At 57.6% G+C, this 17,781-nt stretch carries 13 protein-coding genes; 12 read left to right on the top strand and 1 reads right to left on the bottom strand.

Going from position 1 to position 17,781, the window contains the following annotated elements:
• Positions 1–5: 5 nt before the first annotated feature.
• From murD to lpxC, 9 genes are all read left to right on the top strand, one after another.
• The gene (murD, locus tag KGD89_RS21020) at positions 6–1,352 is read left to right on the top strand and encodes a UDP-N-acetylmuramoyl-L-alanine--D-glutamate ligase (RefSeq protein ID WP_025261735.1); all 1,347 of its coding nucleotides are present in this window, start codon (positions 6–8) and stop codon (positions 1,350–1,352) included.
• Positions 1,349–2,563 (top strand): putative lipid II flippase FtsW, encoded by a 1,215-nt coding sequence (gene ftsW, locus KGD89_RS21015; protein WP_025261734.1) that lies wholly within the window; start codon positions 1,349–1,351, stop codon positions 2,561–2,563. Before murD ends, ftsW begins: the two co-directional genes overlap by 4 nt.
• Positions 2,553–3,623, top strand: a complete 1,071-nt coding sequence (gene murG, locus KGD89_RS21010; protein ID WP_025261733.1) for an undecaprenyldiphospho-muramoylpentapeptide beta-N-acetylglucosaminyltransferase — start codon at positions 2,553–2,555, stop codon at positions 3,621–3,623. Before ftsW ends, murG begins: the two co-directional genes overlap by 11 nt.
• Positions 3,616–5,076, top strand: coding sequence for a UDP-N-acetylmuramate--L-alanine ligase (gene murC, locus KGD89_RS21005; RefSeq protein ID WP_025261732.1), 1,461 nt, complete (start codon positions 3,616–3,618; stop codon positions 5,074–5,076). The genes murG and murC overlap by 8 nt, the downstream gene beginning before the upstream one ends.
• On the top strand, positions 5,073–6,032 hold the full coding sequence (locus KGD89_RS21000) for a D-alanine--D-alanine ligase (RefSeq protein ID WP_025261731.1): 960 nt from the start codon (positions 5,073–5,075) through the stop codon (positions 6,030–6,032). The genes murC and KGD89_RS21000 overlap by 4 nt, the downstream gene beginning before the upstream one ends.
• A gap of 2 nt (positions 6,033–6,034) precedes the next feature.
• Positions 6,035–6,901: a cell division protein FtsQ/DivIB gene (locus KGD89_RS20995; protein WP_025261730.1), complete on the top strand. Its 867-nt coding sequence runs from the start codon at positions 6,035–6,037 to the stop codon at positions 6,899–6,901.
• Between the two features lie 14 nt (positions 6,902–6,915).
• Positions 6,916–8,172, top strand: a complete 1,257-nt coding sequence (ftsA, locus tag KGD89_RS20990) for a cell division protein FtsA (protein ID WP_025261729.1) — start codon at positions 6,916–6,918, stop codon at positions 8,170–8,172.
• A 73-nt stretch (positions 8,173–8,245) separates the two neighbouring features.
• Complete coding sequence (gene ftsZ, locus KGD89_RS20985) at positions 8,246–9,436, top strand: cell division protein FtsZ (protein WP_025261728.1); 1,191 nt, start codon at positions 8,246–8,248, stop codon at positions 9,434–9,436.
• A 111-nt stretch (positions 9,437–9,547) separates the two neighbouring features.
• A complete protein-coding gene (gene lpxC / locus KGD89_RS20980; protein ID WP_025261727.1) occupies positions 9,548–10,459 on the top strand; it encodes a UDP-3-O-acyl-N-acetylglucosamine deacetylase in 912 nt (303 codons plus the stop codon).
• Positions 10,460–10,579: 120 nt separating this feature from the next.
• Here the strand turns inward: lpxC and KGD89_RS20975 are convergent, their stop codons facing one another.
• Positions 10,580–12,679, bottom strand: a complete 2,100-nt coding sequence (locus tag KGD89_RS20975) for a multicopper oxidase family protein (RefSeq protein WP_236249452.1) — start codon at positions 12,677–12,679, stop codon at positions 10,580–10,582.
• Between the two features lie 234 nt (positions 12,680–12,913).
• Between KGD89_RS20975 and tssI the strand changes: the two genes are divergently transcribed.
• Genes tssI through KGD89_RS20960 form a run of 3 tightly spaced genes read left to right on the top strand, consistent with a single transcriptional unit; the run spans position 12,914 to position 17,711 of the window.
• On the top strand, positions 12,914–15,205 hold the full coding sequence (gene tssI, locus KGD89_RS20970; protein WP_025261725.1) for a type VI secretion system Vgr family protein: 2,292 nt from the start codon (positions 12,914–12,916) through the stop codon (positions 15,203–15,205).
• Positions 15,202–16,767 carry a hypothetical protein gene (locus KGD89_RS20965; protein WP_025261724.1) on the top strand — a complete coding sequence of 522 codons (1,566 nt, stop codon included), beginning with the start codon at positions 15,202–15,204 and terminating at the stop codon, positions 16,765–16,767. Before tssI ends, KGD89_RS20965 begins: the two co-directional genes overlap by 4 nt.
• A gap of 2 nt (positions 16,768–16,769) precedes the next feature.
• Positions 16,770–17,711 carry a PoNe immunity protein domain-containing protein gene (locus tag KGD89_RS20960; RefSeq protein WP_025261723.1) on the top strand — a complete coding sequence of 314 codons (942 nt, stop codon included), beginning with the start codon at positions 16,770–16,772 and terminating at the stop codon, positions 17,709–17,711.
• Positions 17,712–17,781: the final 70 nt, after the last annotated feature.

Here is a 17,781-nt window from a genome sequence, read left to right as displayed (position 1 = left end):
AACGAGTGTCTTTGATCGTTTCCGACCGCTTCCGTATCGTTGTCGGTCTAGGCAAGAGTGGCATGTCCCTGGTTCGCTTCCTGGCGAACCGGGGCGTCGCCTTTGCCGTGGCTGATACTCGGGAGAATCCTCCGGAGCTTGCGACCTTGCGTCGCGATTACCCGCAGGTGGAAGTGCGTTGTGGCGAGCTGGACGTAGAGTTTCTCTGCCGTGCCGACGAGCTGTATGTCAGCCCCGGTCTGGCCCTTGCGACTCCAGCCTTGCAAGAGGCTCATGCCCGTGGCGTCAAGATGTCCGGTGACATCGACCTGTTCGCGCGTTACGCGAAAGCGCCGGTCATTGCAATCACCGGATCCAATGCGAAAAGCACCGTGACCACTCTGGTGGGCGAGATGGCCCAGGCTGCAGGCAAGCGCGTTGCAGTCGGCGGCAACCTCGGCATGCCGGCACTGGATCTGCTCAGTGACGATGTCGAGCTGTACGTGCTGGAGCTGTCCAGCTTTCAGCTCGAAACCACCCATGAACTCAATGCCGAAGTCGCGACCGTGCTGAACGTCAGCGAAGACCACATGGACCGCTACAGCGGCCTGCCGGCCTATCACCTGGCCAAGCACCGGATTTTCCGTGGCGCACGGCAAGTGGTCGTCAATCGCCAGGACGCACTGTCCCGGCCACTGATCGGTGAAGGCCTGCCTTGCTGGACCTTCGGCCTGACCAAGCCGGATTTCAACGGTTTCGGCCTGCGTGAAGAGAACGGCGAAAAATACCTGGCTTTCCAGTTCGACAACCTGATGCCGGTTCGCGAACTGAAAGTCCGTGGCGCGCACAATCAGGCCAATGCCCTGGCCGCACTGGCGCTGGGGCATGCCGTGGGCCTGCCGTTCGATGCCATGCTGAGCAGCCTGCGGACCTTCACCGGTCTTGAGCATCGCTGCCAGTGGGTGCGCGAGCTGAAGGGCGTTCACTATTACAACGACTCCAAGGCCACCAACGTTGGCGCCGCACTGGCTGCTATCGAAGGCCTGGGTGCTGACATCACTGGCAAGCTGGTGCTGATCGCTGGTGGCGATGGCAAGGGTGCTGACTTCAGCGCCCTGCATGCTGCCGTTGCAGCTCATTGCCGTGCAGTCGTCCTGCTGGGCCGCGATGCCGAACTGATCGCTCAGGCGCTGGGCGATGCTGTACCGCTGGTGCGTGTCACCACGCTGGAAGAGTCCGTGCAACGCAGTGCCGAACTGGCTCAAGAGGGCGATGCGGTATTGCTGTCGCCTGCCTGCGCGAGCCTCGACATGTTCAAGAATTACGAAGAGCGCGGACGCCTGTTCGCCCAGGCAGTGGAGGGCTTGTCATGATCTTTGGCGTGATCAAGCCTTATCCGTCGCCGCTGATCAGTGGCCGTGGCATAGACCTCGACTTCCCGATGCTGGCTGGCTGCCTGGCATTGCTGGGTCTTGGTCTGGTGATGATCACTTCCGCGTCGTCGGAAGTGGCCGCCGTGCAGTCGGGCAATACGCTGTACATGATGACCCGCCATCTGATCTATCTGTTGATCGGCCTGGGGGCCTGCTGCGCAACCATGATGGTGCCTGTCGCCACGTGGCAGCGCATGGGCTGGCTGATGCTGATCGGTGCCTTCGGTCTGCTGTTGCTGGTGCTGGTGCCGGGTATCGGCCGCGAGGTAAACGGCTCGATGCGCTGGATTGGCTTCGGCGCGTTCAACGTGCAGCCTTCCGAAATCGCCAAGGTCTTTGTGGTGATCTTCCTGGCCGGTTACCTGATTCGTCGTCAGCAGGAAGTCCGTGAAAGCTGGATGGGCTTCTTCAAGCCGTTCATCGTGTTGCTGCCGATGGCGGGCCTGTTGCTGATGGAGCCTGACTTCGGGGCCACGGTCGTGATGATGGGCTCGGCTGCCGCCATGCTGTTTCTCGGTGGTGTCGGGCTGTTCCGTTTCTCCCTGATGGTGGTGCTGGCTGTGGTTTCCGTGGTGGTGCTGGTACAGGCCCAACCTTACCGGATGGCGCGTCTGACCAACTTCACCGACCCGTGGGCGGACCAGTTCGGTTCCGGCTACCAGTTGACCCAGGCGCTGATCGCATTCGGTCGCGGCGAATGGTTCGGCGTCGGTCTGGGCAACAGTGTCCAGAAACAGTTCTATCTGCCGGAAGCTCATACCGACTTCGTGTTCTCGGTGCTTGCCGAAGAGCTGGGTGTCATAGGGTCTTTGCTCACAGTCGCCTTGTTCCTGTTCGTCAGTATTCGTGGCATGTACATAGGTATGTGGGCAGAAAGGGCCAAACAGTTCTTCGGTGCTTACGTTGCTTATGGTCTTTCTTTCCTGTGGATCGGTCAGTTCCTGATCAACATCGGGGTAAACGTCGGCCTGCTGCCGACCAAAGGCCTGACCTTGCCATTCCTCAGCTACGGCGGCAGTTCGCTTGTGATCTGCTGTGCGAGCCTCGGTCTGCTGCTGCGCATCGAGTGGGAGTCGCGCAACAACATGGGCAGCGAAGAAACCGAATTCAAAGAGAGCGACTTCGCCGAGGAGCCGCCCCATGGACGCTAACGTGCTGATCATGGCCGGTGGCACCGGCGGGCATGTATTCCCGGCGCTGGCCTGTGCCCGCGAATTCCAGTCGCGTGGCTACAAGGTCCACTGGCTGGGTACGCCGCGTGGTATCGAAAACGAGCTGGTGCCACAGGCCGGGCTGCCCCTGCATCTGATCGATGCCACCGGGTTGCGTGGCAAGGGCAAGCTGTCGCTGCTCAAGGCACCTTTCATGCTGCTCAAGGCATTGGGTCAGGCACGCAAGGTCGTGCGCGAGTTGAAGCCGGTCTGTGTCGTGGGTTTCGGTGGTTATGTCACCGGTCCTGGTGGCCTGGCTGCGAAGCTGGCGGGCGTGCCGTTGATCATTCATGAGCAGAACGCTGTGGCCGGTACCGCCAACCGCAGCCTGTCGTCCTTCGCCAGCCGAATCTGCGAGGCGTTCCCGGACACCTTCAGTGCAACGGCCAAGCGCCGCACGACCGGCAATCCTGTACGGGTCGAGCTGTTTCTTGAAACACCACGCCAGGCACTGGCCGGCCGCAAGGCGCGTCTGCTGGTCCTGGGCGGCAGCCTGGGCGCGGAGCCCCTGAACAAGTTACTGCCCGAAGCCCTGGCTCTGGTGTCTGAAGACATAAGGCCCGAGGTCTTCCATCAGGCCGGCAAGAAACACGATGAAGTCACCGCCGAGCGCTATCGCAGCGCTGGCGTCGAGGCGCAGGTCGCGCCGTTTATCCAGAACATGGCACAGGCCTATGCCTGGGCCGATCTGGTCGTCTGTCGCGCAGGTGCGTTGACCATCAGTGAACTGGCAGCCGCAGGCTTGCCTTCGTTCCTGATACCGCTGCCTTACGCGATCGACGACCACCAGTCTCGTAACGCTGACTATCTGGCTCGCGAAGGCGCAGCCTTTGTCATGCCGCAAGCGACAACTGGCGCCGCCGAGATGGCTGCGCGCCTGAAAGAGGTTTTGATGCAACCCGAACAATTGAACAACATGGCCCGTACCGCCCGCAGGCTGGCCCGGCCAGACGCAACCAACACCGTTGTCGACGTCTGTGTGGAGGTGGTCAATGGTTGAGAGTCAACGCGCCATGCCTCAGCCGGAAATGCGCCGTATTCGCCGCATCCACTTCGTCGGTATCGGCGGTGTGGGTATGTGCGGTATCGCCGAAGTACTGCTGAACCTCGGCTATGAAGTATCGGGCTCTGACCTGAAGAACTCGGCCGTTACCGAACGTCTGAAATCCTTCGGTGCACACATTTTCATCGGTCACCTTGCCGAGAACGCTGTCGGTGCCGACGTGCTGGTGGTTTCCAGCGCCGTGAACACCTCCAACCCGGAAGTCGCGACAGCCCTTGAGCGTCGTATTCCTGTGGTGCCCCGTGCCGAGATGCTGGCCGAGCTGATGCGCTATCGCCATGGCATCGCGGTTGCCGGTACTCATGGCAAGACCACCACCACCAGCCTGATCGCTTCGGTGTTTGCTGCCGGTGGCCTGGACCCGACTTTCGTGATCGGTGGCCGTCTCAACGCTGCCGGTACCAACGCACAGTTGGGCACCAGCCGTTACCTGATCGCCGAGGCCGATGAAAGCGACGCCAGCTTCCTGCATCTGCAGCCGCTGGTCGCAGTCGTTACCAATATCGACGCCGATCACATGGCCACTTACGAAGGCGACTTCAACAAACTGAAGAAGACCTTTGTCGAGTTCCTGCACAACCTGCCGTTCTACGGTCTGGCGGTGATGTGCATCGATGATCCGGTGGTGCGTGAAATCCTGCCGCTGGTCAAGCGTCCGACCCTGACCTACGGCTTCAGCGAAAAAGCCGATGTGCGTGCTATCAACGTGCGCCAGGACGGCATGCTGACGTTCTTCACCGTGCTGCGTCGCGACCGTGAGCCGCTGGACGTATCGGTGAACATGCCGGGCAACCATAACGTGCTCAACTCCCTGGCAACCATCGCCATCGCCACTGACGAAGGCGTCAGCGACGAAGCCATCGTCCAGGGCCTGTCGGGCTTCCAGGGCGTTGGTCGCCGCTTCCAGGTCTATGGCGAACTGCCCGTCGAAGGCGGCAACGTGATGCTGGTGGACGACTACGGTCACCACCCGCGTGAAGTGGCTGCGGTCATCAATGCCGTGCGTGGCGGCTGGCCGGATCGTCGTCTGGTCATGGTCTATCAGCCGCACCGTTTCAGCCGTACCCGTGACCTGTACGACGATTTCGTGCAGGTGCTGGCCGATGCCAATGTGCTGTTGCTGATGGAAGTCTATCCGGCAGGCGAAGAGCCGATCCCCGGTGCCGACAGCCGCAACCTGTGCCACAGCATCCGGCAGCGCGGGCAACTGGACCCGATCTACATCGAACGTGGTGTCGAACTGGCGCCGCTGGTCAAGCCGCTGCTGCGCGCCGGTGACATCCTGCTGTGCCAGGGGGCCGGTGATATCGGTGGCCTGGCTCCGCAATTGCTCAAGAGCCCGCTGTTCGCCGGTGCCGTCATTGCTTCAACCGAAGGGAAGCTCAAATGACAGTGACTTCGCAATCTTCCCTGCGCTCGACCCTTGAACCGAAAAGCTTCGGCCGCGTTGCCGTGCTCTTCGGTGGCAAGAGTGCTGAGCGGGAGGTTTCGTTGAAGTCGGGGCGAGCGGTGCTGGATGCATTGCTCAGCGCTGGCGTGGATGCGTTCGGCATCGACGTGGGCGATGACTTCCTGCAACGGCTGGTCAGCGAAAGGATCGACCGTGCCTTTATCGTCCTGCATGGTCGTGGCGGTGAAGACGGCACGATGCAGGGCCTGCTGGAGTGCCTGCAAATCCCTTATACCGGTAGCGGTGTACTGGCTTCTGCACTGGCCATGGACAAGTTGCGCACCAAGCAGGTCTGGCAAAGTCTTGGGCTGGCCACTCCGCTGCATGCGGTTCTGGGCAGTGAGGCCGACTGTATTTCTGCCGCGACGGAACTGGGCTTCCCTTTGATCGTCAAACCGGCCCATGAAGGTTCAAGTATCGGTATGGCGAAGGTGACCGGCGTCGACGAATTGATCGCCGCATGGAAAGCCGCCAGTACCTACGATTCACAAGTTTTGGTCGAACAATGGATTCAGGGTCCTGAGTTCACGATCGCCTGCCTGCGTGGCGAAATATTGCCGCCCATCGGCCTGGGCACTCCTCACAGTTTCTACGATTACGACGCCAAGTACCTGGCTTCCGATACCCAGTACCGGATTCCGTGCGGGCTCAGTGATGACAAGGAACAGGAACTCAAACAACTGACAGCACGTGCTTGCGAAGCCATCGGCATTGCAGGCTGGGCGCGCACGGATGTCATGCAGGATGCGCAAGGCAAGTTCTGGCTGCTGGAAGTCAACACCGTGCCAGGCATGACCGATCACAGTCTGGTCCCCATGGCGGCTCGTGCTGCCGGGCTGGACTTCCAGCAACTGGTGTTGGCGATTCTGGCCGACAGCGTTCAGGTGAGAGGTTAAGCATGTACGGCGCGTCGGCACGTCATCAGCCACCTGCTCCTGGCCGCAAGCCAGTGCCGCGTGGCGCCAGTCGGATGGTGGCCAAGGAGCCATTGTCGGCGCGACTGCCCAAGCCGGGCTTCGGTTTCCTGAAAGGACTGTTCTGGCCGGTGCTGCTGGTGGTTCTGGGTTTCGGTACGTACGAAGGTGCGCAGCGTCTGTTGCCGTATGTAGACCGTCCGATCACCCGCATCAACGTGCAGGGTGACCTGAGCTACATCAGTCAGCAGGCGGTGCAGCAACGAATCGCGCCTTATGTGGCGGCGAGCTTCTTCACCATCGATCTGGCCGGTATGCGTACCGAACTGGAGCAGATGCCCTGGATCGCCCATGCCGAAGTACGGCGCGTATGGCCGGATCAGGTCGTGGTTCGACTGGAAGAGCAACTGCCCGTCGCCCGTTGGGGAGACGAAGCGCTGTTGAACAACCAGGGACAGGCTTTCACGCCGCGTGAACTGTCCAACTATGAACACCTTCCCCAGTTGTTCGGCCCGCAGCGGGCTCAGCAACAGGTGATGCAGCAGTACCAGGTGTTGAGTCAGATGTTGCGCCCCATGGGGTTCTCCATCGCACGCCTGGAGTTACGTGAGCGTGGCAGTTGGTTCCTGACCACCGGTGCCGGCAATGCCGGTCCGGGTATCGAGTTGTTGCTGGGACGCGATCATCTTGTGGAAAAAATGCGCCGCTTCATCGCGATTTACGAAAAAACGCTTAAAGAACAAATCACGAATATTGCGCGCATCGACCTGCGTTACTCCAACGGCCTTGCGGTTGGTTGGCGTGAACAGGTAGCGCCCACAGCGGACAAGCCCGCTGTCGCGAAGAATTGATAAGAGGCTGGACCATGGCAAATGTGCAAAGCGGCAAAATGATCGTCGGGCTGGATATCGGTACCTCCAAGGTGGTGGCACTGGTAGGCGAAGTCGCGGCCGATGGCTCGCTGGAAATCGTGGGTATCGGTACCCATCCATCCCGTGGCCTGAAAAAGGGCGTGGTGGTGAATATCGAATCGACCGTGCAATCGATTCAGCGCGCCGTCGAAGAAGCGCAACTGATGGCGGGCTGCCGTATCCACTCGGCGTTCGTCGGCGTGGCGGGCAACCATATTCGCAGTCTGAACTCCCACGGCATCGTGGCTATTCGTGATCGCGAAGTCAGTTCTGCGGATCTGGAGCGTGTGCTCGATGCCGCACAGGCTGTTGCCATTCCTGCCGACCAGCGCGTTCTGCACACCTTGCCTCAGGATTACGTGATCGATAACCAGGAAGGCGTGCGCGAGCCGCTGGGCATGTCCGGCGTGCGCCTGGAAGCCAAGGTGCATGTGGTGACCTGCGCAGTGAACGCCGCCCAGAACATCGAGAAGTGCGTGCGCCGCTGTGGCCTGGAAGTCGACGACATCATTCTCGAGCAACTGGCTTCGGCCTATTCGGTATTGACCGATGACGAGAAAGAGCTGGGCGTGTGCCTGGTGGACATCGGTGGTGGCACCACGGATATCGCGATCTTTACCGAAGGCGCCATTCGTCACACCGCCGTGATCCCGATTGCCGGCGATCAGGTCACCAACGACATCGCCATGGCGCTGCGTACACCGACCCAGTATGCCGAAGAAATCAAGATTCGCTACGCCTGCGCCCTGGCCAAACTGGCCGGTGCCGGTGAAACCATCAAGGTCCCGAGCGTGGGCGACCGTCCACCTCGCGAGCTGTCGCGTCAGGCCCTGGCTGAAGTGGTCGAACCTCGTTACGACGAGCTGTTCACCCTGATCCAGGCCGAACTGCGCCGCAGCGGTTATGAAGATCTTATCCCGGCAGGCATCGTGCTGACCGGTGGTACCTCGAAAATGGAAGGTGCGGTCGAACTGGCCGAAGAAATCTTCCACATGCCGGTACGCCTCGGCGTGCCGCATAGCGTCAAAGGGCTCGCTGATGTTGTGCGCAACCCGATCTACTCCACAGGCGTAGGCCTGTTGTTGTACGGGCTGCAAAAACAGTCGGATGGCATCTCGCTGTCCGGTCTGGGCAACAGCAGCAGTTACGGCGACGAACCCAAGGCCCCAGTGCTTGAGCGCGTCAAGCGCTGGTTCCAGGGCAATTTCTGAGTTTCAAGGCTTCAAAAGTGGTAGCGGCAGGTAGTAGGCAGAAACAAAACTAGAGAACTGAAGGAGAGGGAAAATGTTCGAACTCGTAGACAACGTCCCGCAGAGCCCGGTAATCAAGGTTATCGGTGTGGGTGGTGGTGGTGGCAACGCTGTCAATCACATGGTCAAGAGCAACATCGAAGGCGTGGAATTCATCTGCGCCAACACTGATGCTCAGGCACTGAAAAACATCGGTGCACGCACCATCCTGCAATTGGGTACTGGCGTAACCAAAGGTCTTGGCGCTGGCGCCAACCCTGAAGTCGGTCGTCAGGCGGCACTGGAAGACCGTGAGCGCATTGCAGAAGTCCTGCAAGGCACCAACATGGTCTTCATCACCACTGGCATGGGCGGCGGTACCGGTACCGGTGCAGCTCCGATCATTGCCGAAGTGGCAAAGGAACTGGGCATTCTCACTGTTGCGGTCGTGACTCGTCCGTTCCCGTTTGAAGGCCGCAAGCGCATGCAGATCGCCGATGAAGGCATCCGTATGCTGTCTGAAAGCGTCGACTCGTTGATTACTATCCCCAACGAGAAGCTGCTGACCATCCTGGGTAAAGACGCCAGCCTGCTGTCGGCTTTCGCCAAGGCTGACGATGTTCTGGCCGGTGCCGTTCGCGGTATCTCCGACATCATCAAACGTCCGGGCATGATCAACGTCGACTTCGCCGACGTCCGTACCGTGATGAGCGAAATGGGTATGGCAATGATGGGTACCGGCTGCGCCAGCGGTCCGAATCGTGCGCGTGAAGCGACCGAAGCGGCCATTCGCAACCCGTTGCTCGAAGACGTCAACCTGCAAGGTGCGCGTGGCATCCTGGTCAACATCACCGCCGGTCCTGACCTGTCTCTGGGTGAGTACTCCGACGTGGGTAGCATCATCGAAGCGTTCGCTTCCGAGCACGCAATGGTCAAGGTCGGTACTGTTATCGATCCGGACATGCGTGACGAGTTGCACGTGACTGTGGTTGCCACTGGTCTGGGTGCGAAAATCGAGAAGCCTGTGAAGGTTATCGACAACACCCTGCAAACCGTCCAGCAGGCCGCTGCTCAACCGGCAGCAGCTCGTCAGGAAGCTCCATCGGTTAACTACCGTGATCTGGACCGTCCGACCGTAATGCGTAACCAGGCTCATGCAAGCGCCACTGCAGCGGCCAAGATGAACCCTAACGATGACCTTGACTACCTGGACATCCCGGCTTTCCTGCGTCGTCAGGCCGATTGATGAAATGTATCAGGGGTATTAGGGTGATTGGTGTTCAGCAAAGGCATGGTCTGCTATCATCGCCAGCCTTTGTTGATACCAGTTCGCAACTTGCGCTGAAGCGGCCATGCCATGATTAAACAACGCACCCTGAAAAATATTATCCGTGCCACAGGTGTTGGCTTGCATTCCGGGGAAAAGGTTTACCTGACCCTCAAGCCTGCGCCTGTGAATACCGGCATCGTGTTTTGCCGAGCCGACCTGGATCCTGTCGTGCATATTCCTGCACGAGCGGAAAATGTCGGAGACACCACACTGTCGACCACTCTGGTCAGCGGTGACGTCAAGGTAGACACGGTAGAACATTTGCTTTCGGCCATGGCTGGCCTTGGCATCGATAACGCCTACGTCGAGCTCTCTGCCTCCGAAGTTCCAATCATGGACGGCAGCGCAGGCCCTTTCGTATTCCTGATTCAATCGGCTGGTCTAGAGGAACAGGACGAGCCGAAGCAGTTCATCCGTATCCTGCGTGAGGTGACAGTGGAAGAGGGCGGTAAACGCGCTACTTTCGTGCCTTTCGAAGGGTTCAAGGTCAGTTTCGAGATCGATTTCGATCACCCTGTCTTCCGTGACCGCACCCAGAGTGCAAGCGTGGACTTTTCCAGTACTTCCTTCGTGAAGGAAGTCAGCCGTGCACGGACCTTCGGGTTCATGAGTGATATCGAGTACCTGCGCAAGCACAACCTCGCACTCGGCGGCAGCGTGGAAAACGCCATCGTGGTCGACAAGGAAGGCGTCTTGAACGAAGACGGCCTGCGTTACGAGGACGAATTCGTCAAACATAAAATCCTGGATGCCATCGGCGACCTCTACCTGCTGGGCAATAGCCTGATTGGTGAGTTCCGAGGCTTCAAGTCGGGGCATGCACTGAACAATCGTCTGCTGCGCACGTTGATCGAGCAGCCGGACGCCTGGGAAGTCGTGACCTTCGAGGATGCCAGTACGGCACCTATTTCTTACATGCGTCCTGTCGCGGCCGTGTAAGCAAGCTTTACTCTCTTTCCTTTTGTTCTTTAAAGGCTGCCTTCGGGCGGCCTTTTTTTATGGCTTTTCGAGAGATAAAAAAGCGGCTCAGTGTGAGCCGCTCTTTTCAGCTGAAAACCATCAATGATGACTGCTGCTGCCCAGATTGCCGCCATTGCCATCCGGAATGCTGATGTTGACGTTCTGCATCATGCCCTGATCTTCATGATCGAGGATGTGGCAGTGCAACACGAACTCACCGATGTAGCGTTGGTAGCGAGTGCGGACGTAGATCTTGTAGAGGCCTTTGGTGTTCGTCACCGGATCAAAGCCCGGTGTCTTTCCGGTAGGGCCTTTGACAAACAGCGTGTCCTTCCAGACGCCTTTGAGGCCTGCATACTGAGCATCGTTGTTGTCGGTTTTATCCACAGCTCCCGGCTCACTGAGGTCAGTGCCATCCGGGCCGATGATCTTCTCGATCTGGAACGGGTTGACGTGGATATGGAACGGATGGCTGACGTAAGCCGATTGCAGGGTCCAGGTTTCCGCTGTCCCCAGTGTCAGCTGACGATTGATGACATCGGGCTTGTAGGGCTCTGCGTTCGCTGCGGTGGTGCCGACAGCAAACTTGACGTTGTTCGGATCGGTAGCGTTGAGCATGAACACCAGGTTCTGCTCAAGATTGCCGCTCTTCTTCAGTTCCTCATCGGAGATGCTTGCATGTGGAATGAACTTGGTCAGTTTGAGGTCCTTCTGAAGGTCGCTGACCACCAGCCTCTGAACCTCCGCTGGCATGTTGCGCTTGGCAGCCGCGACCAGTTCGGTGGTGACTGCGGCCTTGATGTCTTTGATTTTAGGGCCAGCGCCGACTTCAACGAAACCGAGCAGTTGCGTGCTGCCAGTGGTCTGGTTGACGCTTCCTGATTCGGTTTCAGGCTTGTCTACTACGCAATAGCGACCAGGTTCCGGAAACATCACCAGCAGGTCATTGCGATAACCTGGCTGCAAGGTGACCTGGCTGAGTTGCTGAGCCTTGTCCATGGTCAGGCCGTCTGAAGCGATGACCTGGAACGGCACCGGCTCCCCGAAGCACTGGTTGGCGATGAAGCTTTCAGAGTCGGCGGCGCTGATCCCGTCCTGGCTACGCTGGCGTCCTGTTTCGGCCATTTTGCGAAATTGCGGCACGATGGTGTCGCGAATGCCCGCATGTACCAGCCTCCAGCGTTCGATAGTGCCGCTGTTTGCGAAAAAGATCGGTTGGACCTGGCCGTTGATCGTGGTGTAACGCCCCGAGTTCTGCCAGTCGCTGGGACCAAACTGGTCCTCATAACTTTCCACGACCCCTATCTGACCTTTCGCGCAATTCCAGTTGTAGGTCTTGCCGCCATCGTCCGTGCAGGCATAGGGAATCTGTTGCAGGACCAGCAAGCGTTCGGTGAATGGCTTGCCATCAGAGCCTTTGAGCAAGGTATCGATATCGCCATTGCTTTCATGCGTCGGTTTGCGATCGCCATGGATCACCAGAGCGCCCGCCATGCCGCTACCCACTTGCAGGGCGGTAGAGCCGTGACGATGAGGGTGATACCAGAAAGTCCCGGCCGGATGGTCTTCGGGGATGTTGTATTCGTACTGGAAGCTGACGCCGGGGTTGATCGACAGCAAGACGTTGTCGCTGTTACCCGTCGGGCTGACCCACAGGCCGTGGGAGTGCAGGTTGGTGCCATTGAAGCAGTGAGGTTTGTCTGTTGTCGCATGGGGATCGGTGCAGCTTGGGTCTTTCGGCAGGTTGTTGTTCAGCGTGACCCGAATGGTATCGCCCGGCGTGGCATTGATCGTAGGGGCAACAAAAGGCCTGCGCGGATCGACGTCCGTGCCTTTGTAGCTGCGCAGTCTGACCACATCGTCGTTCTTGGTTGTCGGGTTATAGATGCTACTGACGGTATAGCCGATATTCAGCACCAATTGCCGTTCCTTGCCTGCGCGAGGTGTCGGCGCGGGAAGCGGCTTGGTCGCAGCTTTTTCGACGCCCGAACGCATCAGCAAAGTAGTCTGGCCACTAACCGCCTGGCTCGGAGCCTGCTGTTGCAGATCGGGCGGATTGATGAACTGCCGTGATGACTCTTCGGCCATTGCGGGCAATGCCGTACATCCCGCTATCAATGCGGCAACTGCGGCGTGCAGATGGTAGCGTTTCATTGCCGGGGCCGTGCCTTTGATACAAGACTCTTCCAGTCTGGCCATATAAATCTCCCTGATTACACATGATCCCAAAGGGACAACAAGAGTCGGTGTGCCGTGATGGCGGGGTAATGGTAGCTAATTAGTGGCATTTGGGTAGCTGGAAGGGGAATTTTCGAGCCTGAAAGCGTTCTAAGGATTCTTGAATTTTTGTGATGGTAATTTCTGCACTGAGATAGCGCATTTATTCGAGCAACATCTCGACCCTCGGTCATTTCATTGGATGAAATTCAAAGCATGCTGGACGCAAATGCTACCCATATCTCCCTCACGCTCGAAGGCGTTTCCACAGACCTGCAAGTCCTCAGCTTCATCGGTCGCGAAGCCCTTAACCAGCCCTACCGTTTCGACGTCGAGCTGGTCAGCAGCCGTCCCAATCTGAATCTCAAGGAGCTACTGCACACGCGCGCCCACCTGACCTTCGGTGCCACGGGCAAAGGCATCATCCATGGCCTGGTCTACGGCATCGAGCAGGGCGATTCAGGCAAGACACTGACCCGCTACAGCATCACGCTGGTGCCGCAACTTGCCTACTTGCGGCACAACCATGACCAGCAGATTTTCCAGCAACTGACGGTGCCAGAGATCATTGCTCAGGTCCTGGAAGCACGGGGCATTCTGGCCGATGCCTACAGTTTTCAACTCGGTGCGACCTACCCCGAGCGCGTTTACTGCGTGCAGTACGACGAATCGGACCTGCATTTCATCCAGCGTCTGTGCGAAGAAGAAGGTATTCACTTCCACTTTCAGCACTCTGCCAGTGGCCACAAACTGGTGTTTGGCGACGACCAGACGGTGTTCCGCAAACTCGTCCCCGTGAGCTATCAGCAGGATTCCGGCATGGCGGCCGAGAAACCGGTGATCAAGCGTTTCAACCTGCGACTGGAAACCCGCACTACTCGCGTCAGCCGCCGCGATTACGACTTTGAAAAGCCGGGCCTCCTGCCTGAAAGCACCGCCAAGAGCCCTTTCTTGCCTGACCTTGAAGACTACGATTACCCCGGCCGTTTCACCGACCGCAGACGGGGCAAGCAACTGACGACCCGCGCCCTTGAACGCCATCGCAGCGATTACCAACTTGCCGAAGGCCAAGGCGACGAGCCAACCCTGGTCACCGGCCATTTCATGACCCTGAGCGAACACCCGCGAGCCGAATGGAACGACCTGTGGCTGTTGCTGGAGGTCATCCACGAAGGCAAACAGCCGCAAGTGCTGGGCGAAAACATCACCAGCGACGTCACCGACAACAAGGACGACTTCCATCAGGGCTACCGCAATCGCTTCCTCGCAACCCCGTGGGATGCCCATTACCGCCCGCCATTGGCCCACCTCAAACCCCTGACCATCGGTAGCCAGACCGCTATCGTCACCGGGCCAAAAGGCGAAGAGATTCACTGTGATGAATACGGTCGGGTCAAGGTGCAGTTTTTCTGGGACCGCGAGGGCCGGGGTAATGATAAAACCACCTGCTGGCTGCGCGTCGCCACCGGTTGGGCGGGCAGCGCTTATGGCGGCATTGCCATCCCGCGAGTCGGCATGGAAGTGCTGGTCACCTTTCTCGAAAACGACCCTGACCAACCGCTGATCACCGGCTGCCTGTTCCACAAGGAAAATGTCGTTCCTTACGACCTGCCAGCCCACAAGACCCGCAGCACCTTCAAGACCCTCAGCTCGCCGGGCGGCCAGGGCTATAACGAGTTTCGCATCGAAGACAAGAAAGGTGCAGAACAGATCTACCTGCATGCCCAGCGCGACTGGGATGAAAACATCGAACACGACCAGAAGATCCGCGTGGGCAACGAGCGGCACGACACCGTTGAAGCCAATACTTTCAGCGAGTTCAAGGCCGAAGAACACCGCATCACCCATCTGGACCGCAGGACCGAAGCCCGTGCCGACGACCACCTGACCGTTGGCGCGACCCAGCATGTAAAAGTCGGAACGGCGCAGTTTGTTGAGGCCGGGAGGGAGATTCACTACTACGCGGGCGACAAGGTGGTGCTGGAAGGCGGCATGGAGTTCACCGCCAAGGCTGGCGGGAGTTTTATCAAGATCGATGCTGGCGGCGTGACCATCAGCGGGGCGCAGGTGAGGACCAACTCGGGTGGTGCGCCGGGGGCCGGGACGGGGATCGGGATTCTTGCGCCGCTGGTTCCAGGCCTTGCGGCTGCCGGCAGGGCCGGTCACTTGATGAGGACTGCCAAGGCCAACCCGACCTGGCTGGAACTGAACCTGCATTACGACAACCTTGAGCCCGTGCCCGGCGCCTCCTATCGCGTTGAGTTTGCCGATGGCTCGACCCGCGAAGGCGTACTGGACGACGATGGTTTTGCCCGGCTGGAGGATGTCCCCAAAGGCCCTGCCAAGGTGTATTACGGTGAAGATCCCCGACCGTTCAGTCGCGAAAGCGTAGCGGTCGTTCAGAGCACGGATGAAAAGGTGAACGAAGATTTACGCAAACTCGGCCTGGACCCGGATCAGGTTGATTTACAGGCATTGGTGGAAAAAGCCGCAGGGAGGCTGGCATGAGTCAGAAAGTCGCCGCAGGCGCAAACAAAGGTGGCGAAGACCGTAGCGCCGCGTATCAGGAAGCCGCCGTTGAACTGGCCAAAGGCATCGCACTCGGCGCAGTGCCGTTTCTGGGACAGGCCATCGATGCCTACGACACCATCGAATCTTCCATCGTCCTCTACAACGCAGAGACAACCGACGGCAAGGAAGACGCGCAATTCGATCTGTTGATGGCGGTCATCGGCTGGATTCCAGGGCCGGGCGACGGCCTGAAGAAAAGCCTGCGAATCGTCAACAAAGACCCACAACGCTACGCCCCCGTGCTGTTCGACCTGCTGCGCTTCGTGCTGCAAGAGTGCGGCATCAAAACCAGCCCAGAAGAACTGCTCAAACAGGTTTTCGATGCAGGCAAACTGCGCACCGAACTCGACGACATCATCACCGGCGTAAAAGGCTCCTCGGCATTCCAGAGCCTGCCCAACTGGGCAAAAACCGCAGTCGTGACCGTCCTGGCGGCATCTCGCGACAACATGCCAGCGATGGTGGGGATTGTTGAAAAGCGGCTGGTGAAGTGGAAGGGGGGGCAGCGCAATAGTTCTGGGATGGCATCAGGCACCCGTCAACCCGCGCAGGGTAAAAAGCCTGCGGCAAAAGATTCTACCGTGGCCATTCAAGGCAAAGACGGGGCAAGCGGTACTGCGTCGCAGAAAAGTGATCAAACAACGTTAGGTCGCAGCTCACTCTATGACATTAGCAATGAAGGATTGGGAGTCAGTGGAGAACATATTGCTGACTACATCTGCGCGGTGGAGTTCGGTTGGGGCAAGGATTGGGACGGGCATGACAAGGGCGCTGATGGGAAGTGGCTGGAGGGGGTGCCGAGTGCGAGTAAGTTGGGGAAGCTCTCAAAAGGTGGTAGTCCTAAGTCTCGTCATGTTCTATATAGGCTGACAGATGGAGCGAATGGAACCGGTATCGATTCTGTTTGGCGCGCCGATCCAGCTACAAACAACGGAAAAAAATTCGCGATTGTTGAGGCTAAAGCGAGTCGCGATGAAGACGGACCGAAGTTTATGCGAAAACCCAATAACACCCGCAAGCCCAGTGTCGCGTCAACACTGGGCGTTTCGGGACTTACGGATCCAAGCGAGTTACTTGAGCCGTTAGACCTTGACCAAGGTGCGCCTGCCGGGAAGAAAAAAGGCAAACTCTCTCGCTCAAAAAGCTCTCCAACTGCGGCTGATAAAAAAGACAAACCGGCAAAGCAGCCAAAGGATATTCTTGTTCAAATGAGCAAGGAGTGGATTAGGGCTAATATTGAAAGTGCAGTCCCTAAGAAAATGGTCTATCAGATTTTAGGATCGTACAGTCGGCATTTGTTTTACGCTCCGTTGTATCATCCTAAAAAAAGCCCGAAAGAGCATGCAGACGCTCGACTAAATAATGGTGATGAGGCAACTCATGCTAATCATTCTGCCTTTCACTATCCTGACGATGAAGTCAAGCAGTTTGTCAATAAGCGAAAAAGACGTCTTGCATTGAAATATAAAGAATCGACTTCGCTGACTATTGAGCAATAGACATGAATAAGAGACAGAAATTTCTTAGTGATAATATGTATGCAGAATTCTTTGAGTATGTAGAAGAGACTAAGGTCTTTTTTGAGCATAACAAATTTGAGTCTGATTCTCCCGAACAAGAAGAGTCACTGAGGGCTAGCCACTTTCAAGATCTGGCGCTAAAGAAGCTGTTGATATCTTACACAGCAGGGGTAGATATCTCTACGCTAATACCTTTGCTTGAAGAGCTTGTGTCAAAGTATGAAGAACGTCAAAGTAAGCTTTCAACGCTTGAAGGAGTTAACAATATTTCTCCACTTGCCATTGATGATTGGCCTCATCAATTTGAAGAGTGCGTTCAGGTTTTCAGTCTCTGCATATTGCTTCACAGAACGGATCTTCTAAAAAGATTTGTCAAGCTATTGGATGATGCAGGCTATAATGGGGAAGACACTCTTTATGAAGATTTACTCCGCAAGCTCTTGCCGGGGCGTGAAGATATAGATGAGTGGTATCATGATGTTTATACGCCTTTGATTCACGCTATATATGCCGATGAAAAAGAGGAGGCATCGCACCTGCTTGATACGTATTGCAAGCAGTGGTATCCCGCATTCAAGCAAGCGCCTTGGCACGATTCGCATTTGGATGGAGATGAAGGAAGTTACGTCGGATATTGGGCTTTCGAGGCCGGAGCCATTGCTTTTTTATATGGTATCGACGACAGCAAAATAAATCACATGGTTTATCCAAAGCATTTGGTCGAGTACGCAAGAAGCTCTCAATCCGCCAATGGACCTCAAGTCGCCCGCCTTGATGCCGGACAACATTGCAGCAAAACAGGCTACTGGTTCACCCCGGCTCAAGCCAACTCAAGACGCCACTTCCAGCAAGGCGAAATAATGCCGAGCTTCAGCGACTCGAAATGGGGCGATACGTTCTGGTATTGGTCGGGTGAGGAATAATACGTGGCTGCCTGACTCGCTGGCCATCAATTGCTTTTGCCACTTGCCATAACGCGGTGGCAGACAGAAT

This window comes from Pseudomonas cichorii, assembly GCF_018343775.1.
Lineage (GTDB): Bacteria > Pseudomonadota > Gammaproteobacteria > Pseudomonadales > Pseudomonadaceae > Aquipseudomonas > Aquipseudomonas cichorii.
This window is presented reverse-complemented; position numbering and strand designations above follow the sequence as displayed.